At 47.8% G+C, this 16,563-nt stretch carries 23 protein-coding genes; 20 read left to right on the forward strand and 3 right to left on the reverse strand.

Going from position 1 to position 16,563, the window contains the following annotated elements; translation table 11 throughout:
- The first annotated feature begins 12 nt into the window (after positions 1 to 12).
- The 14 genes from rplO (at position 13) to prfA (ending at position 9,544) form a co-directional block, all read left to right on the forward strand.
- A complete protein-coding gene (rplO, locus tag ACL6C3_RS08040; RefSeq protein ID WP_413166642.1) occupies positions 13 to 513 on the forward strand; it encodes a 50S ribosomal protein L15 in 501 nt (166 codons plus the stop codon).
- Between the two features lie 40 nt (positions 514 to 553).
- Positions 554 to 1,861, forward strand: a complete 1,308-nt coding sequence (secY, locus tag ACL6C3_RS08045) for a preprotein translocase subunit SecY (protein ID WP_413166643.1) — start codon at positions 554 to 556, stop codon at positions 1,859 to 1,861.
- Positions 1,861 to 2,439 (forward strand): adenylate kinase, encoded by a 579-nt coding sequence (locus ACL6C3_RS08050; protein ID WP_413166644.1) that lies wholly within the window; start codon positions 1,861 to 1,863, stop codon positions 2,437 to 2,439. The genes secY and ACL6C3_RS08050 overlap by 1 nt, the downstream gene beginning before the upstream one ends.
- Before the next feature lie 272 nt (positions 2,440 to 2,711).
- Positions 2,712 to 2,936, forward strand: a complete 225-nt coding sequence (gene infA, locus ACL6C3_RS08055; RefSeq protein ID WP_009782729.1) for a translation initiation factor IF-1 — start codon at positions 2,712 to 2,714, stop codon at positions 2,934 to 2,936.
- Between the two features lie 109 nt (positions 2,937 to 3,045).
- The gene (gene rpmJ / locus ACL6C3_RS08060) at positions 3,046 to 3,159 is read left to right on the forward strand and encodes a 50S ribosomal protein L36 (protein WP_071782548.1); all 114 of its coding nucleotides are present in this window, start codon (positions 3,046 to 3,048) and stop codon (positions 3,157 to 3,159) included.
- A 331-nt stretch (positions 3,160 to 3,490) separates the two neighbouring features.
- On the forward strand, positions 3,491 to 3,874 hold the full coding sequence (gene rpsM, locus ACL6C3_RS08065) for a 30S ribosomal protein S13 (protein ID WP_413166645.1): 384 nt from the start codon (positions 3,491 to 3,493) through the stop codon (positions 3,872 to 3,874).
- 87 nt (positions 3,875 to 3,961) lie between these two features.
- The gene (rpsK, locus tag ACL6C3_RS08070) at positions 3,962 to 4,354 is read left to right on the forward strand and encodes a 30S ribosomal protein S11 (protein WP_413166646.1); all 393 of its coding nucleotides are present in this window, start codon (positions 3,962 to 3,964) and stop codon (positions 4,352 to 4,354) included.
- 120 nt (positions 4,355 to 4,474) lie between these two features.
- The gene (locus ACL6C3_RS08075; protein WP_413166647.1) at positions 4,475 to 5,422 is read left to right on the forward strand and encodes a DNA-directed RNA polymerase subunit alpha; all 948 of its coding nucleotides are present in this window, start codon (positions 4,475 to 4,477) and stop codon (positions 5,420 to 5,422) included.
- A 142-nt stretch (positions 5,423 to 5,564) separates the two neighbouring features.
- Positions 5,565 to 5,915 carry a 50S ribosomal protein L17 gene (gene rplQ / locus ACL6C3_RS08080; protein ID WP_413166648.1) on the forward strand — a complete coding sequence of 117 codons (351 nt, stop codon included), beginning with the start codon at positions 5,565 to 5,567 and terminating at the stop codon, positions 5,913 to 5,915.
- Between the two features lie 55 nt (positions 5,916 to 5,970).
- Complete coding sequence (gene truA, locus ACL6C3_RS08085; RefSeq protein WP_413166649.1) at positions 5,971 to 6,861, forward strand: tRNA pseudouridine(38-40) synthase TruA; 891 nt, start codon at positions 5,971 to 5,973, stop codon at positions 6,859 to 6,861.
- Positions 6,862 to 6,938: 77 nt separating this feature from the next.
- A complete protein-coding gene (gene rplM / locus ACL6C3_RS08090) occupies positions 6,939 to 7,397 on the forward strand; it encodes a 50S ribosomal protein L13 (protein ID WP_413166650.1) in 459 nt (152 codons plus the stop codon).
- Positions 7,397 to 7,807 carry a 30S ribosomal protein S9 gene (rpsI, locus tag ACL6C3_RS08095; RefSeq protein ID WP_413166651.1) on the forward strand — a complete coding sequence of 137 codons (411 nt, stop codon included), beginning with the start codon at positions 7,397 to 7,399 and terminating at the stop codon, positions 7,805 to 7,807. The genes rplM and rpsI overlap by 1 nt, the downstream gene beginning before the upstream one ends.
- 143 nt (positions 7,808 to 7,950) lie before the next feature.
- A complete protein-coding gene (gene rpmE / locus ACL6C3_RS08100) occupies positions 7,951 to 8,199 on the forward strand; it encodes a 50S ribosomal protein L31 (protein WP_413166652.1) in 249 nt (82 codons plus the stop codon).
- Between the two features lie 238 nt (positions 8,200 to 8,437).
- Positions 8,438 to 9,544, forward strand: a complete 1,107-nt coding sequence (gene prfA, locus ACL6C3_RS08105; RefSeq protein ID WP_413166653.1) for a peptide chain release factor 1 — start codon at positions 8,438 to 8,440, stop codon at positions 9,542 to 9,544.
- Positions 9,545 to 9,807: 263 nt separating this feature from the next.
- Here prfA and ACL6C3_RS08110 read toward each other — a convergent pair whose 3' ends face one another.
- Positions 9,808 to 10,260: a DNA-binding protein gene (locus ACL6C3_RS08110; protein WP_413166654.1), complete on the reverse strand. Its 453-nt coding sequence runs from the start codon at positions 10,258 to 10,260 to the stop codon at positions 9,808 to 9,810.
- 253 nt (positions 10,261 to 10,513) lie between these two features.
- Between ACL6C3_RS08110 and ACL6C3_RS08115 the strand changes: the two genes are divergently transcribed.
- On the forward strand, positions 10,514 to 10,954 hold the full coding sequence (locus tag ACL6C3_RS08115; RefSeq protein ID WP_413166655.1) for a hypothetical protein: 441 nt from the start codon (positions 10,514 to 10,516) through the stop codon (positions 10,952 to 10,954).
- Positions 10,944 to 11,615: a hypothetical protein gene (locus ACL6C3_RS08120; RefSeq protein WP_413166656.1), complete on the forward strand. Its 672-nt coding sequence runs from the start codon at positions 10,944 to 10,946 to the stop codon at positions 11,613 to 11,615. The genes ACL6C3_RS08115 and ACL6C3_RS08120 overlap by 11 nt, the downstream gene beginning before the upstream one ends.
- A 112-nt stretch (positions 11,616 to 11,727) precedes the next feature.
- Here the strand turns inward: ACL6C3_RS08120 and ACL6C3_RS08125 are convergent, their stop codons facing one another.
- Positions 11,728 to 12,066 carry a peptide chain release factor 1 gene (locus ACL6C3_RS08125; protein WP_413166657.1) on the reverse strand — a complete coding sequence of 113 codons (339 nt, stop codon included), beginning with the start codon at positions 12,064 to 12,066 and terminating at the stop codon, positions 11,728 to 11,730.
- Between the two features lie 188 nt (positions 12,067 to 12,254).
- Between ACL6C3_RS08125 and ACL6C3_RS08130 the strand changes: the two genes are divergently transcribed.
- Positions 12,255 to 12,473, forward strand: a complete 219-nt coding sequence (locus ACL6C3_RS08130; RefSeq protein ID WP_413166658.1) for a hypothetical protein — start codon at positions 12,255 to 12,257, stop codon at positions 12,471 to 12,473.
- A 139-nt stretch (positions 12,474 to 12,612) separates the two neighbouring features.
- Here the strand turns inward: ACL6C3_RS08130 and ACL6C3_RS08135 are convergent, their stop codons facing one another.
- Positions 12,613 to 13,275: a hypothetical protein gene (locus ACL6C3_RS08135; protein ID WP_413166659.1), complete on the reverse strand. Its 663-nt coding sequence runs from the start codon at positions 13,273 to 13,275 to the stop codon at positions 12,613 to 12,615.
- Positions 13,276 to 13,893: 618 nt separating this feature from the next.
- Here ACL6C3_RS08135 and ACL6C3_RS08140 point away from each other — a divergent pair.
- From ACL6C3_RS08140 to ACL6C3_RS08150, 3 genes are all read left to right on the forward strand, one after another.
- A complete protein-coding gene (locus tag ACL6C3_RS08140; protein ID WP_413166660.1) occupies positions 13,894 to 15,882 on the forward strand; it encodes a S8 family peptidase in 1,989 nt (662 codons plus the stop codon).
- A 105-nt stretch (positions 15,883 to 15,987) separates the two neighbouring features.
- Entirely contained in the window at positions 15,988 to 16,239 is a 252-nt protein-coding gene (locus ACL6C3_RS08145) for a cyanobactin biosynthesis system PatB/AcyB/McaB family protein (protein ID WP_413166661.1), read from the forward strand.
- Positions 16,240 to 16,289: 50 nt separating this feature from the next.
- Positions 16,290 to 16,532, forward strand: coding sequence for a cyanobactin biosynthesis PatC/TenC/TruC family protein (locus ACL6C3_RS08150; RefSeq protein WP_002796591.1), 243 nt, complete (start codon positions 16,290 to 16,292; stop codon positions 16,530 to 16,532).
- Positions 16,533 to 16,563: the final 31 nt, after the last annotated feature.

The following is a 16,563-nucleotide window of genomic DNA, read 5'->3' on the forward strand; positions in this document are numbered from 1 at the left end:
TCAGCAACAATTATGAGATTAGAAGACGCCGTACCAAAATCCGGCTCCCGCCACCGCCGCCGTCGCCTCGGCCGAGGAATTTCCGCAGGCCAGGGGGCAAGCTGTGGCAAAGGGATGCGCGGTCAAAAGTCACGCTCAGGCGGGAGTACCCGACCGGGCTTTGAAGGAGGTCAAAATCCTCTTTACAGACGTTTGCCCAAATTAAAGGGCTTTCCTCAGGTCAATCGGAAACAGTACACTACCATTAATGTAGGAAGGTTGGCATCTCTGAGTGCGGATACAGAAGTTACCCTTGATTCTCTGCGAGAAGCGGGAATTTTAACGGCCAACAACGGACCGTTAAAGGTTTTGGGAGATGGGGAACTGAACGTAGCGCTAAGAGTCCGAGCCGCAGCTTTTACCCAAACGGCACGCTCAAAAATTGAAGCGGCCGGGGGAAGTTGTGAAACGATTGATGCCAACAACCGCCAAACAAGTGAAGACACTCAGTCCACTTCAACCGAGGAAGAGTGAGTTGTCTTGGTTCAACTGGGTTTGAAAGAGGTAGTCCTTAATGGTTGTTAGTCGAGATAAAGCACCAACTGCACAAGAGACCTTTTTGCAGATGGCTCAAGCCGCCGGGTTGCGGGGTCGTATCCTCATTACCATTGGCTTGCTGATTTTAGTTCGTTTGGGGGTGTTCTTACCCATTCCAGGAATCGATCGCGCTTCCTTCACTGCTGCGATTCAAAATAGCGATGTGATCGGCTTTTTGGATTTGTTTGTGGGTGGGGGCCTTTCCGCTCTGGGAATTTTTGCCTTGGGCATTTTACCCTTTATTAATGCTTCGATCATCATGCAGTTGATGACCGCAGCATTGCCGACTTTAGAAGATTTGCAGAAAAATGAAGGGGAAGCCGGACGGCGGAAGATTTCTCAGATTACCCGCTATGTTGCCTTGGGCTGGGCGGTTCTGCAAAGTATTGGTCTGGCCCTGTGGGTGAGTCCTTTTGCGGAAAGTCCGGGGTTTTTGTTTATGGCGGAGGTCGTCTTGGCGTTATCGGCCGGGGCGATGTTTGTCATGTGGGTCTCGGAACTGATTACGGAGCGGGGGATCGGTAACGGGGCTTCGTTGCTGATTTTTGTCAATATTGTCGCGGTTCTGCCCCGGTCTTTGGGAAATACGATTGAGTTGGCTCAAAGTGGCGATCGCGCGATTGTCGGCCGGGTGATTATTCTGTTATTGATTTTCTTGGCGATGATCGTCGGGATTGTTTTTGTACAGGAAGGAACTCGCCGGATTCCCATTGTTTCGGCTCGCCGTCAGGTCGGTCGCAAACTTTATCGGGAAAAAACCAGTTATCTGCCCTTGCGACTCAATCAGGGGGGGGTAATGCCGATTATTTTTGCTTCTGCGGTTCTGATTTTACCTGCATCCCTATCGCAATTTACCAATAATCCGATTTTAGTTCAAATTGCCACCGCACTCAGTCCGAGCGGGCCGACCCCTTGGCTGTATGCGGCGTTCTATTTGGTGCTGATTTTGTTCTTTAGCTATTTCTATGCGTCGCTGATTTTGCAACCGGTAGATATGGCGCAGAACCTCAAGAAAATGGGGGCGTCGATTCCCGGAATTCGTCCCGGTCGGGCCACGAGTGAGTATATTGAACGGGTTCTGAATCGATTGACCTTTTTGGGGGCGATCTTTTTGGGGTTTGTGGCGATTATTCCCACTGTCGTTGAAACCGCGACTCGGGTTCCCACTTTTCGCGGATTTGGGGCGACCTCTCTGTTGATTTTAGTGGGTGTGGCGATTGACACGGCGAAGCAGGTGCAAACCTATGTAATTTCTCAACGCTATGAAGGAATGGTGAAGCGATAGTGGTTCAAGTTATTTTTTTAGGCCCTCCAGGTTCGGGTAAAGGAACGCAGGCGGCGCGGTTGTCGGAGTTGTTGGCAGTTCCTCACATCTCAACTGGTGACATTTTGAGAACTCACGTCGCCCAACAAACGGATTTAGGTCAAAAAGCGAAAGCTTTCATGGATAGCGGCGATCTGGTTCCGGATCAGTTGATTCTGGATATGGTTCAAGATCGTCTCCATCAGCCTGACGCTCAAAAGGGTTGGATTCTTGATGGGTTTCCTCGGAATGTGGCTCAAGCTAGTTTTGTTGAAGAGGTTGTCCTCCAACAAAAGGCTGAAAACGGTTCGGGTAATTCTGATGATCCGGTTAGTATTATTAACTTGGAAGTTCCCGATGAGGTGTTAATTGAGCGTTTGCTGGCTCGCGGTCGGGCTGATGATTGTGAAGAAACGATTCGTCATCGTTTGCAAGTTTATCGCGAGCAAACTGCACCGTTGATTGAGTATTATCGCACGCGCAATCAGTTGAGTGTTGTTAATGGAAATCTTTCCGTTGATCAGGTGACAGCCGAGTTGAAAAAGGCTGTTGCTTCTTAGGGGTTTTCTGTTTTGGGACCTCAGACAGTGGAAATCGATTGAGTTCAATTCTCATCCCACTTCCAGACCAGGCGAATCGTTCTTCAGACTAGACTCTAACCCCCGTTGGCGGTCTCCCCTTGACATGAGTTCCTCCGTTTATTTGAAGATTTTGATAAAATATGTTAAGAATTGCATCTTGACTGCCCATGTCGGAGGGGTTAGAGCTAGTCTGCCAAGAACGGCAAGGAGGGGTTCAAGACGCACTTCGGTTGAATTGAGGAAACAACAGCTTGTCTAAACAAGATTTGATTGAAATGGAAGGCACGGTAACAGAGTCTCTTCCAAATGCGATGTTTCGTGTGGATCTTGATAATGGGTTTAATGTTTTAGCTCATATTTCCGGCAAGATCCGCCGGAACTACATCAAGATTTTACCAGGAGACCGAGTGAAGGTGGAATTAACGCCTTACGACTTAACTAAAGGTAGAATTACGTATCGCCTGAAGAAAAAGTAGATTGAGGTTGAACCCCTGCCTTTTCGATTGTCAAGAGGTAGAAATGCTGGCTCAACTTTCCCAATCAATGATATAATAATAAATTTGTTGTAGTATTGCCAGAAGCGGCATGAAAGTTAGAGCATCAGTCCGAAAAATTTGTGAAAAGTGTCGCGTCATTCGTCGTCGTGGCCGAGTGATGGTCATTTGTTCCAATCCCAAGCATAAACAGCGACAAGGATAGGTGAACAGACGACTCCCTTGAACTCCAAATCGGCTCTAGCACAGAAGCAAATCTAGAGCGAAGTCCGACAAACTCAAATGTTTTGACTTGACTCCCCAAAAAGCGGTTGAGGTTCTGTGATCTCAACTGCAAGAGCCACGACCACCGAAGCGACCGAGACGAACCTCAACTCAATTATGAGTCTATGGAGTGGGTGGAAGCCTTTCGGGACGCTCACGCTTGACACTTGGGGCGTGCGCCGGGAGTAACAACAGGAGAACCAACGCAGTGATTGAACTGCATCTGCTTTGAAGAATAACTTCACGTAACGTATTTCACAGGAGAAATCAGTGTGGCACGTATAGCCGGAGTAGACCTTCCACGAGATAAACGTGTTGAAATTGGTCTAACTTACATTTACGGAATTGGACTGTCACGGTCCAAAGAAATTTTGGAAGAAACCGGGGTTAATCCCGATACCCGAGTCAAAGATCTCACCGATGCGGAAGTCGCCGCCTTAAGAGCTCTAGTTCAGAGTAAATATCAAGTCGAAGGGGATCTCAGACGCTGGGAAGCAATGAACATCAAGCGTCTGATGGATATTGGCACCTATCGGGGTCGCCGTCACCGTATGGGCCTGCCTGTACGCGGCCAGCGCACCCGCACCAATGCCAGAACACGTCGGGGCGTCCGGCGCACGGTCGCAGGTAAGAAAAAAGCTAGTTCGAAGAAATAGGGTTAAAACTTGCTGGCAACCCAATCCTCTGCTGACAAGCTCTAGGTGGGTGATAGAGACAAATGAGATCGCGTTAGAAATGTAACTATGGCAAAACCATCCAAAAAATCAGGAACCAAAAAACAAAAGCGGAATGTACCCAACGGGGTCGCTTACATTCAATCAACCTTCAACAATACCATCGTCACGATTACCGATCCCAACGGCGAAGTGATTTCTTGGGCCTCCGCCGGCTCGACCGGGTTTAAAGGCGCGAAAAAAGGGACTCCCTTTGCCGCACAAACGGCCGCCGAAAATGCCGGACGGCGGGCCAACGATCAGGGAATGCGACAAATTGAAGTGATGGTTAGCGGGCCGGGTGCCGGTCGAGAAACCGCTATTCGCGCATTGCAGGGGGCGGGATTGGAAATTACCCTGATTCGAGATATTACACCCATTCCTCACAACGGTTGCCGTCCTCCGAAGCGGCGTCGCGTCTAGGAACGGAACTCACAGTGCGGGGATGGAAATGGAAAATGAAAAATAGCCGGACTGACATTTTTCATTTTTCGCTTTTAATCAAATACACTTCGGGGTTCAAAGGAGAAGGGAGGTCAATCGGTGGCGCAATTTAAGATTGAGTGTATTGAGTCAAACACTGATACAGACCGGAGTCAATACGGTAAATTTGTCCTGGAACCGCTCGATCGCGGCCAGGGAACAACAGTTGGCAACGCACTCAGACGGGTACTCTTGTCAAACCTAGAAGGAACGGCGGTCACGGCCGTTCGGATTGCTGGAGTTAACCATGAGTTTGCCACAATCTCAGGGGTAAGAGAAGATGTATTAGAAATTCTGCTCAACTTGAAAGAAATTGTTCTCAATAGCTATTCTAACCAAAGACAAATCGGTCGTTTATTGGTTCAAGGGCCGGCAACGGTAACAGCAGGTCACTTTGACCTGCCCTCAGAGGTCGAAGTCGTAGATAAAAACCAATATATCGCGACCTTATCTCCAGGAGCAACCTTGGAGATGGAATTTCAAATCGAAAAAGGGACGGGCTATCGGGCCGTAGAACAACGGAATCGCGATGAAACAACCCCTGTGGATTTTTTACAAATCGATGCGGTGTTCATGCCGGTTCGCAAAGTCAATTACACGGTAGAAGATGCGCGGGTGGGGGGTTCGCTGGAAAAAGATCGGTTAATTATGGAGATCTCGACCAATGGCAGTCTGAGTCCCCAAGATGCCCTGAGCCAAGCGGCAAACATCTTAGTAGACTTGTTTGTTCCGCTCAAGGATATCACACTCGATATTCACAAACCGGATCAGAGCGATGATATCGATCCGACCAGTCAGATCCCCATCGAAGAACTTCAGCTATCGGTGCGAGCCTATAACTGTCTCAAACGCGCTCAAATCAACTCGGTGGCAGACTTACGGGATTATACCCAAGAAGACCTCTTAGAAATCAAAAACTTTGGTCAAAAGTCCGCCGAAGAGGTGATCGAAGCCTTACAAAAACGCCTGGGGATTACCTTACCTCAGGAAAGAGCCAGCAAACCCTAGTCGGGGGATGGAAAAAAGGCAATCGCAGGGGAAAGCAAGCGGCTCGCTCCCCTGCTTGGCTTGAGAAAAACAAACAGCCAAGCCAAAAATACCTCTCAATTTTTTTGAGTGATCACATTGAAGTCGTTAATCGGAAATTGTTATGCGTCATCGTTGTCGTATTCCCAAACTGGGTAAACCCGCAGACCAGCGCAAAGCCTTATTGCGAAGTCTGGCAACCGAATTAATTCGTCACGGTCGAATTACCACCACCAAAACTCGGGCCAAAGCCGTACAATCGGAAGCCGAAAAAATGATTACCCTGGCCAAAGATGGCTCCCTGTCCGCCAGACGAGCCGCGATGGGTTATCTCTACGATAAACAGCTTGTACACGCCCTGTTTGAAGCCGCAGCAGAGCGTTACGGCTCCCGCAAAGGCGGATATACTCGGGTCGTCCGCACCGTGCGCCGTCGGGGAGATAATGCAGAAATGGCGATCATCGAATTAGTTTAACCTCGAAATCGACCGAACTTCATGGCGCGAGACGGACACAACACAAACCCAAGGCATGAACGGGACAACACCAGAAGCGCTCACCGAAAGCCAACACCCGGACTCAACTGACCGCAAACGAATTGCTCTGGTCATTCAATACCAGGGAACTCATTTTAACGGTTGGCAGCGGCAACCCAACGGACGAACGGTGCAAGAAGAAATCGAAACCGCATTGGCCAGTGTGGTCAACCATCCCGTCACCTTACACGGGGCCGGTCGTACCGATGCCGGAGTTCATGCGGCCGCTCAAGTGGCCCATTTTGAAACCGACGGGCCAATTCCCGGCTATCGCTGGGCGACCATTCTCAATCACCGCCTGCCGAGCGACATTTTAATTCGCGCCTCGGCCGAAGTCCACAACAGTTGGCACGCTCGCTTTTCTGCGGTGTGGAGACGCTATCGTTACCTGTTGTATACCGAGTCACGACCGAACTTGTTTGTCCGCCCCTGGAGTTGGCACTATTATCATGCCCCTTTGGACGAAAACCTGATGCAAGCCGCCCTAGACCCCTTGCTCGGACGTCACCATCTCAGCGCCTTTCAACGGGCCGGCACCCGCCGCCCTCACGCCTGGGTAGACGTGCAAGAAGTCTCCTGTCAGCGAAAAGGCCCCTTTATTGAGATAGAAGTCCAAGCCAGCGGCTTTTTATACGGGATGATGCGCTTGCTCGTGGGGTTATTAGTCGAAGTCGGTGCAAAAACGCGATCGCTGGAAAACTTCACCCAAATTTGGGTAGACGAACGCCGAGAACTCGTTAAATACTCAGCCCCCGCGATGGGTCTTTGTTTGCTGCGAGTCGGCTATCGGGACTTTCCCTTCGATCGCGAGGTTTGGTTTAATACCTATCCCGAGTATGTCTTTAACCCAACCCCAACCGATGAAACTGCGACTCATTATTCTTAACCCCCGATCGCCTTACCCATATTCCTGAATTTCCAGCCCCAATTCCTGGATATCTCAAAGCTAAAGGATAGCGAAAAATGACAACAAAAACCTACCTTCCCACCCCCGATACTCTCGAGCAAAAATGGTATGTCGTCGATGCGGCCGATCAGCGGCTCGGTCGGCTTGCCACGGAAATTGCTAACATTATTCGCGGCAAAAAAAAGCCCACTTATACCCCCCATTTAGATACCGGGGATTTTGTGATTGTGGTTAATGCCGAAAAAGTGCAAGTCACCGGCAAAAAATCCTCCCAAAAACTGTATCGCAACCACTCCGGTAGACCGGGAGGAATGAAAACCGAAAACTTTGCTCATTTGCAAAATCGGATTCCCGAACGAATTATCGAACAAGCGGTTAAGGGAATGTTGCCGAAAAATGCTCTGGGGCGACAACTGTTTAAAAAACTGAAAGTTTATGCAGGTCCCGATCATCCCCATCAGGCTCAACAACCCGAAATCCTTACTGTTAACACCATTCCTACAGGAGATAAATAATGCAAGCAACTGATACCGATCGCGCCGTCTATTGGGGAACCGGTCGCCGTAAATCCTCGATCGCCCGAGTTCGTCTGGTTCCCGGTACCGGACAACTGTTAATTAACGGTCGAGATGGCGAATCCTACTTACAATTTAACGCCAGTTATGTTTCCTCGGCTAAAGCCCCTCTGGAAACTCTCGGCTTAGAAAATGATTATGATATTCTGGTCAATGTCCAAGGCGGAGGATTAACCGGTCAAGCCGAGTCTATCCGTCTGGGCGTGGCTCGGGCGTTGTGCGAACTGAGTCCCGACAACCGCCAACCGTTGAAAATTGAGGGCTATTTAACTCGCGATCCCCGTGCGAAAGAACGGAAAAAGTATGGGTTACGCAAAGCCCGTAAAGCGCCTCAATACTCGAAACGATAAACCCACACCCCCAACGACGGGTGATAGACGACCTCCGATGGAGAAACAGGGACTTCTAAGAAGTCTCTGTCTGCTGTGGGATTGGAGGGTAAATTGTCGTTACAATAGAGATCAAAGCAATCTTTTTTTCTTTCATCAAAACAATGCCTAAATCTGATATTCATCCCGAATGGTATCCAGAAGCTGAAGTTTATTGCAACGGCGAATTAGTAATGACCGTTGGTTCGACTCAGCCGAAAATTTACGTTGATGTGTGGTCGGGAAATCACCCCTACTACACCGGAACTCAAAAGATTATTGATACAGAAGGGCGGGTAGAGCGCTTCTTGCGGAAGTATGGCATGGTGAGCGAAACTCCCGTCGAAACGAAAAACGATCAGCAAGAAAAATAGCTCAGTTGTCGTTTGTCTGTCGTCTGTTGTCTGTAGCGTTCTCTACTGACAACTGACTCTCAACATTCTATCGGGTTGATCCATCGGGGTAAAACTTGAAACACCATCAATTTAGAGGGTCAGCGGGGTCAAAATCGACTTGAATACCGAGATTTTTACTCCCTGACTCCCCCGCCTCCGTCAACCGCAATTTATCGACTATTCTGACAACTGACAACTGACAAAGGACAACGAGACAATGGCTGAGACTTATTTAATCGAAAAATTAAAGTCTTTCGAGCAGACTTTTCGGGAGCTAACTCTGCGACTTGCCGATCCCGATGTGTCTAACAACCCGACGGAACTACAGCGCATCGCTAAAGAACGGTCTTCTATTGAGGAAGTGGTGAATACTTATGAACTCTGGAAAACCGCTCAAGAAGAACTAACCGGGGCGCGACAGATCCTCAAGGAAGCCGGAGAAGATCCGGAAATGAAAGAGATGGCGGCTTTGGAAGTTGACGAACTTCAAAACCAACTCGAACAGCTTGAAAGCCGCTTGAAAGTGCTTTTGTTACCTCGCGATCCTAATGATGATAAGAATATCATGTTGGAGATCCGAGCCGGAACCGGAGGCGATGAAGCCAGTATCTGGGCCGGTGACTTGGTAAGGATGTATTCCCGCTACGCCGAAGGCCAAAACTGGCAGGTGAAAATGGTCAGCGAGTCGCCGGCGGATATGGGCGGTTTTAAAGAAGCGATTTTGGAAATTAAAGGCGATCAGGTTTATAGCAAGCTGAAATTTGAAGCCGGAGTTCATCGGGTGCAACGGGTTCCCCTGACGGAAGCGGGGGGTCGAGTTCATACTTCAACCGCAACGGTGGCGGTGATGCCGGAAGTTGATGAGGTTGATGTGGACATTGATCCCAAAGATATTGAAATGAGTACGGCTCGTTCAGGGGGTGCAGGGGGTCAGAACGTCAACAAGGTGGAAACGGCGGTCGATCTGTTTCACAAACCGACGGGTATTCGCATTTTCTGTACCGAAGAACGGAGTCAGTTACAAAACCGGGAACGGGCGATGCAGATTTTGCGGGCCAAACTCTACGAGATGAAACTGCGCGAACAACAAGAAGCGGTGACTTCTATGCGGCGATCTCAGGTGGGGACCGGCGCCCGTTCGGAGAAAATTCGCACTTACAATTATAAAGATAACCGCGTTACCGATCATCGCCTGGGTCAAAACTTCTCTCTCGCACCGGTTTTGGAGGGGGGTTTGGATGATGTGGTTGATGCTTGCGTGTTTACCGATCAGCAAGAACGACTGCTCGAATTGGCGAATTCTTCCACTGCGGCTTCGGTGTAGTTGAGTCGAACAGCGCTCTAGAACCGGAAAATCAAGCTGTATAAGGATAATTTTAATACTTTTCACGGAGGGTGTCCATCGGGTCGCCCTCTTAATCATTTTTGAAGGCGATATAGTGCTACGCGCAAGTCGTGAGGTCACCAAGTCGTGAGGTAGACTATAAGAGGCTTTGCTGCCTTTACTAATGTCAAACACCGTGTCGGTGTAGTGCTATATAGTGCTTCGGGAGTCGTATATTTATATCAAGTCCGGTTGAATACCGATCATAAAAGTGTGGGGAGATCAAGAGATTTTGACTTACAGATGACTTTGACTTCGTGTAGGGTTTCAATCCAAACCCTGGCACCACAACGGAGAGGTTTATCGGGACTATAGACAACACGACATCCTCCCGGTATTTCGACAATATGCCCATAAGTATTGGTGTTGCGCGTTTTGACGGTAATCACGGGAAGTTGTTCCTGGTGTTTTTGATTTTGCCGAATTCTTTGAGAATTAACGTGAACAATCGTTTTTGCAGGCTTTTTGAGATTACGCCAACGCGGAGCCGGGCCTCTTGTACCTCGCTTAATAGTGGGTTCGCCTTCAACCAGGGGAATGAGCCACATCTTCCCGGTCTTATAGGCACCTTCGACTCGGCCTGCGCTTAGGAGAACTCGCAGTCGAGCGGTAGAGATTTTTAAAATACGGGCTGCTTCTGTAGTACCGACAATCATTGGACTAATAGGGAATCGCAATAGTTTTCAAAGCTCTATAATCAAATTATAAATGATCTGCGGATCAATAATCAATGATCTGGCTATTGGGTATTCGGAGTAGCGCGGTTCACCTATTCCCTAGCGCTTCGCGCTATAAGTTAATTTTCGTTGACTTTTAAATCATTTTTTGGAAAAAATCCGCTACAATAGAGTCAGTTCTCAAAAAGCATAGCTCGGAAAAATTAGTAACAATAGTAGGGCGGTGACAGTGATGAATGAACAAGACTGTTTGACCGTTTATGATGAATTGGTCGAAATTTTAAATCAACTTCAATTGGGTTGGGTAAGCGAACAAGTTCTTGAGGTTATTAGTGCGGGTAAAACCGTTGAAGAAATGGTATCGGGGCGGAAATCTCCCGATTTAAAATTAACGTATCATACCCCACAAGAACAACTTCTGCTATTAATTCATGCTCTGGAAAAAGCCATCGTTCAGGCGGTTGATATTGAGTTGGAAATTGCTAAAAATTTCGGGGAAGAAGCGACGACTTCCGATCTGCAACCGGAGATTCAGTTTACCTCTTCATTTGATCGAAACAGTCCCCATCTTAAATTTCCCGTTGAACTGGCAACCCATCGCAAAAAAGAAGCTGAAAAGTTGTTAAAACTGCTGCAAAAATTAGAGAAAGAGGTAGAAAAAGATGTCGGTTAATACTCGCCTAATTCAAGACATTAGCCAACAGTTAAAACAGACGCTTCATCCGGAGATTCAATCGGAAAGCGAACTTTCTGAGTTGTACAACTTTTATGTTTTTTCTATTATTATAAAAGCGGCTCGGAATGAAGGAGCGTTAGTTTATTATAAAGATGTTCTCAAACGCAACCCAGAACAGTTAGTCTTTCGCAAACGAGCCGGACAAATTTATGACCGTTCAAAACCCTACACTCATGCGGTGATAGAATTTCCAGATAAACCACCTTTAGAAATTCACATGGGGGTAAAAATTCATGGTCGCTTGAAAGTTTTGTATGATTGCGATATTTGTGTATTGTATAAAATGGAGGCTGATAGCTGTCGGGCGAACCAACGACAACCCCGGGCTTCTCGGATTTTAATGGCGGTTGATTGTCAATATTATACCTCCGAACTGAAGTTAGAACTGGCTCAGGCTTTTATTGCTTTTTCGTCGGAGTTGAGAGTCGCCGGAAACTGTTATTTTGTTTCTAATAGTTCATCGGATTATGTGGGTAAATTGTTGGCGAGTCGCAAGCGAAAATGGGAATATGATATCTTTCCCAAAGCGACGAATAATGTCAATCGGTTGATGTACGAATTTCAAACAACGTTTAAGGATTTTAAAGCCAAAAATTAGGCTAAAAATTAGGCTAAAAATTAGGGGCGAAGGGAGTGGTTTGGGGTTGAACTTGTATGCTTGAAGTGGATGTTTTAAAAATAATCTTTCCGGCTTCTTCCTCCCGCCTTTTTTAACGCCAATAAGGTCTTCCTTTCCAAAAAACCCCGATTAAAATTCCCATAAATGCCAAACGAGATAAATCAACTAAAAAGTCAGGGAGGCGAAGTAAAGACTTAATCAACAGTCCCAACAGTAAGCAACCGACCAACAGCCAGAGCGTCGATGAATTGAGGATGTATCGCTGCTGCCAGACTTCTAACCAGTATACCGCTAATGCTCCCATACCGATCGCGATCGCCACTTGGGTGAGTACACCCAAAGGAGGAGAAAACAGCATTTGAAAGACGTTACTCACAACCGGGGATGCAGGCGCTCCCCAAAAGAGTAAAATTTCTAAAGCTGCAATCAATAAGTTAGTCAGAGCCGCACTTTGCAGTAGCGATCGCTACTGCAAGGTTTTTTAGGCGTTGCATCCAATTATTCATAGGAAATGATACTACAATTTTTAAAGATAGACTTAGGTTTGTTTAGGTAGGATGTCAATTCGTCCGAACTTTCCCAAAGTCGAAAGCTGGTTAGAATTGAGAGGAGACGACCGTGGAAGCAGACAATATCAACAAGATCAATTGTGCAGAAGCCTGCGTTAATGGCTGCGTTTTAGGGGATAAATGTCCAAATCGCGACTATGCCAAAAGCACAGAAAGCTTCATTAACAGTACGTCCTTAGATCAGATGCTCGATATGGCTGAAGAAGCCGTTCGCAAAAAACGCATGGAACCCCCCCAGTGGGTAATTCCCGATTTTCCCGAATCCTAGAACTCTTCTATGACTTCGAGATCGCGATTGTGAATTTACATCTAGTTTAACCGCATTGTCAGCTTTAAGGGAAGGGGAATGGAGAAGTCGTCAATCTATTTCCCCTTCTTTTTTTGCCAAGATTTGAGATCGGATTTTTCTACTCGGCTAACACATAAAAAATTTGAGACTCGGCTAAATTCGATGGAATTTGAAAATTTTCGGTTGTATTCGCCATATCAACTCGTCGCCAGAAATTCCCTCGCTGATCTTGGCGAACTTCTCCATGATTCCACTCGTTAAAGGCTTCTTCTTTAAAGCAACCGTTGAGACTCAACCATTGACGATTAACCATCCAGGGTCCGGCTGAATAGGATTCTAAAGGACGCATCAATTGCTGAGGAGATTGATAGGAATCCCAGATTTTCTCGGGCGTTTCTTCTTCTTTTTTAACGCGATCGCAAAGTTTATAATAAAGTGAATAAAGACGATTGAGTTCGGCTTGAGTTTGTCGTTGAGCTTCTATAAGAGTATTAAATAGTTGATTAAACTGTTGAGATTGTTGTCTTTGACTGTCGGCGATTTGGTTTTGAATCAACTCTAGGTCTGGAGATGTTTCTTTATGTAATTGCTCCTCCTGGGTCGAGTCATACTGTTCGAGTGCGAGTTGCAACAATTCGACTATCGTTTCTGAAAGTTGAGGTCGTTTTGTCCGGGGATGAAGTTTGGCTCCCTTACCGATCGCGATCGCTGCTAGTTGCTGATAGAGTTCTTCAGGAACTCGAATCTGATATCGTACCAAATCACCTTGATTTTGTGACATCTAACTCTGTTGTTTCTCAACCGATTTGCTCTTTGATTTTATCGAAAATTTGGGAATTTGAGTTAAGATTGAAAAAATTGGAAATCTCCGTTCCTTTGATTTCCGGCTTACATCCCCACCGAATACGCTTCGGGGGAAGTAAGCCTGCTAAGTTATGGAGATTTTCGTCTTCCCCAAGGTTTGATCACAGAAATAGCAATTATCGCGAATAGGCAATTGACGTACTCCAAGACTAGTCGTCAGTCAATTTCCCTTTTGTCCAACTTATTATGGCCAAAGATAACTTTGTTAAACATTGTATCAAGATTGACATCTGTGCTTTGATTATGCTTAGATATCTTTAGTGAGTTGGCATTGAGCTAAACGCTCTTCCACTAGCCAATTTAACAAACCAGTCATTTCAAGGAACCGTGTGTGGGATCATCTAGCCAACAGACGATTGTGCATCACTCAAACTAATTCCTTTTTTTCAAGACACTGTTATGATAGTCTTCTTTTAAAGATTAGACTTAAATTAGCCTGCTTTTTATTCGCTTACATTGAAAGTAAAAACGCAGCTATCAATAGATGTAAAAGAACGACTCTATGCTGATTAGTATTTGGAATAAATACGTTTAAATGCTAGAGAAATTAAGTACCATCTCCCAAGGAGATAGTAGTATTTGTGTGGCTGTTTTGGATGGTCCTGTTGACCAAAATCATCCTTGCTTCCAAGGCGCAGATCTAACCTATCTTCCCACCTTGGTTCAAGAGGCTCCTAGAATTGATGGCAATATGTCCATGCACGGAACCCACGTTGCCAGCATTATCTTTGGGCAACCGGGCAGCCCAGTGCAGGGAATCGCTCCCCATTGCAAGGGGATAATCGTGCCGATCTTTGCCGATGACCGCCGCAAGACTTCCCAATTAGATTTGGCTCGGGGAATCGAGCAAGCGGTCAATGCTGGAGCCCACGTGATCAACCTCAGTGGAGGTCAACTGACCGACTTTGGCGAAGCCGATGGCTGGCTAGAGAATGCCGTTCGTCTGTGCAGACAAAATAACGTCTTGCTGGTCGCTGCGGCTGGAAACAATGGTTGCGATTGCTTACACGTACCCGCAGCCTTGCCCTCGGTGCTAGCGGTCGGGGCGATGGATGGGAATGGCAAACCCCTCGACTTTAGCAACTGGGGCGAAACCTACAAAAACCAAGGAATCCTGGCCCCTGGCAAAGACATCCTGGGGGCGAAACCGGGTGGTGGCACCCACCGCCTGAGTGGGACAAGTTTAGCCACGCCAATTGTCTCCGGTGTAGCAGCCGTGTTACTCAGTCTTCAACGGGAGCAAGGAGAAACCCCCGACCCCCAAAAAGTTCGTCAAATCTTGTTGCAGAGTGCCTTACCCTGTGACCCTGACTTGCCAGAAGAAACCCGGCGGTGTCTGGCAGGCAAACTGAACGTCTCTGGAGCCATAACGTTAGTAAAAGGAGGAAAAATGGCTGAGGAATTCACATCAGTCGAGGTATCAGAAGTACAAGCCGCAGGCTGCGGTTGTGGTGGCGGTCTAACCAACGCAGGTGAAGCCACTGCCGCCCAGCAAGAGCAACCCGCTCAAGGCTCGGTTGCAGCAGCCAGTCCAGCAGTTGGGGCAGTTCCGAGCAACAGTCCTAACTTGCAAGACTTGATTCAATCATTGCCCACCCCTGTAACTCAACAACCCATGATGCCCAACTTTACTGCTAATTCCGTCACTGCCAGCCAAGCCCCCAGCGAACTTGCCGACATGGGTCAGCTTGTCTATGCTTTAGGAACCCTCGGCTACGACTTCGGAACAGAAGCACGCCGGGACTCATTTAAACAACTCATGCCTCCCTTTGATTTAGGTGGAGGAGTGATGGTTCCCGCCAACCCCTACGACGCCCGTCAGATGGTGGACTATCTAGGGGAAAACATCTCCGAGGCGCGATCGCTGATTTGGACATTGAACATTGAACTGACTCCGGTCTATGCGATCGATCCGGCTGGCCCCTTCGCGGCGGAAGCATACCGCGCCCTTCAAGAACTCCTGGCAGGTCAAATCCAACCGGAAAACGATGCCGAATACGTTGAGCGCGTTAGTATCCCCGGTATTTTAACTGGACGTAAGGTCAAACTCTTCTCCGGTCAAGTCATCCCGGTGATTGAACCCCAAAGCACTCGTGGCCTCTACGGTTGGAAAGTCAACAACCTGGTCAGCGCAGCGATGGGCGCGGTACAAGCTGAAGATGGCACTGCTGACGAAGAAACGATCCGCAAAACCTTGGATGGCTTCCTCAACCGCATCTACTACGACCTCCGCAACTTGGGAACCACTTCCCAAGACCGCGCCCTCAACTTCTCCGTTACCAACGCCTTCCAAGCCGCCCAAACTTTCAGCCAAGCGGTAGCCGTTGGCATGGAACTCGATAGCGTGACGGTAGAGAAAAGCCCCTTCTGTCGGATGGATAGCGACTGCTGGGATGTGAAGCTGAAGTTCTTCGACCCGGAAAACAGCCGCCGTGCCAAGAAGATTTACCGCTTTACCATTGATGTCAGCGATCTAATTCCTGTCACCCTCGGCGAAGTTCGTTCTTGGTCTTCTCCCTACTAAGGAGCCGCACAATTTTAGTGAGAGTGCAATAGTAGACCCCACTCTCACTAAAAGATGCAGATGTGTTCAGTTGATTAATACTCTCCATAGGGAGAATCCTAAACTATGCGACTTCCTCTATTATCTCCCCCGATTAAACGTCCCCATTTCATCCAGCCAGCACTGTGCGTGGATCTCGAAAATGGTCGTCCCGAAGATTTGGTGCATATTCGGATGGATCTGCTCCATGCCGCTAACTATAACGATCCTCCAGCCTTTGCCAACCGTAGTTTCAACCAAGTGATGCACTCTAGTGCCAGCCAAAGTTCAGCCAGCCAGGGCTGGGGCGGCTTTGGCAGCATGGGAGGATTCTATTAATGGGCTGCTAATCACTCGCCCTCAGCCAACCCTAAACATCCAAGGACACTATGAGCAAGAACAAAACCACAACAACATCCTCGGAAGTCCCCTCTAACCCTGAACCGAGCAAGTCTGAACCGAGCAAGTCTGAACCGACGACGATCGCAACGCCTGAACCCAAAAAGTCTTACGTTCCCACTTCCCAGACCGGGCTGCAAGATTATTCCTACTGGTGCCAATACGTCAAGGATCAAGCCAAGAAATCAGACAAAGACCCTAAATCCTTCCGGCGCGGTCGCATCTGGGCTTAACCCCTAGCTGCTGCTGCTGGTCTTGTTATCG

It is taken from the genome of Capilliphycus salinus ALCB114379, from assembly GCF_047276495.1.
GTDB lineage: Bacteria > Cyanobacteriota > Cyanobacteriia > Cyanobacteriales > Microcoleaceae > Capilliphycus > Capilliphycus salinus.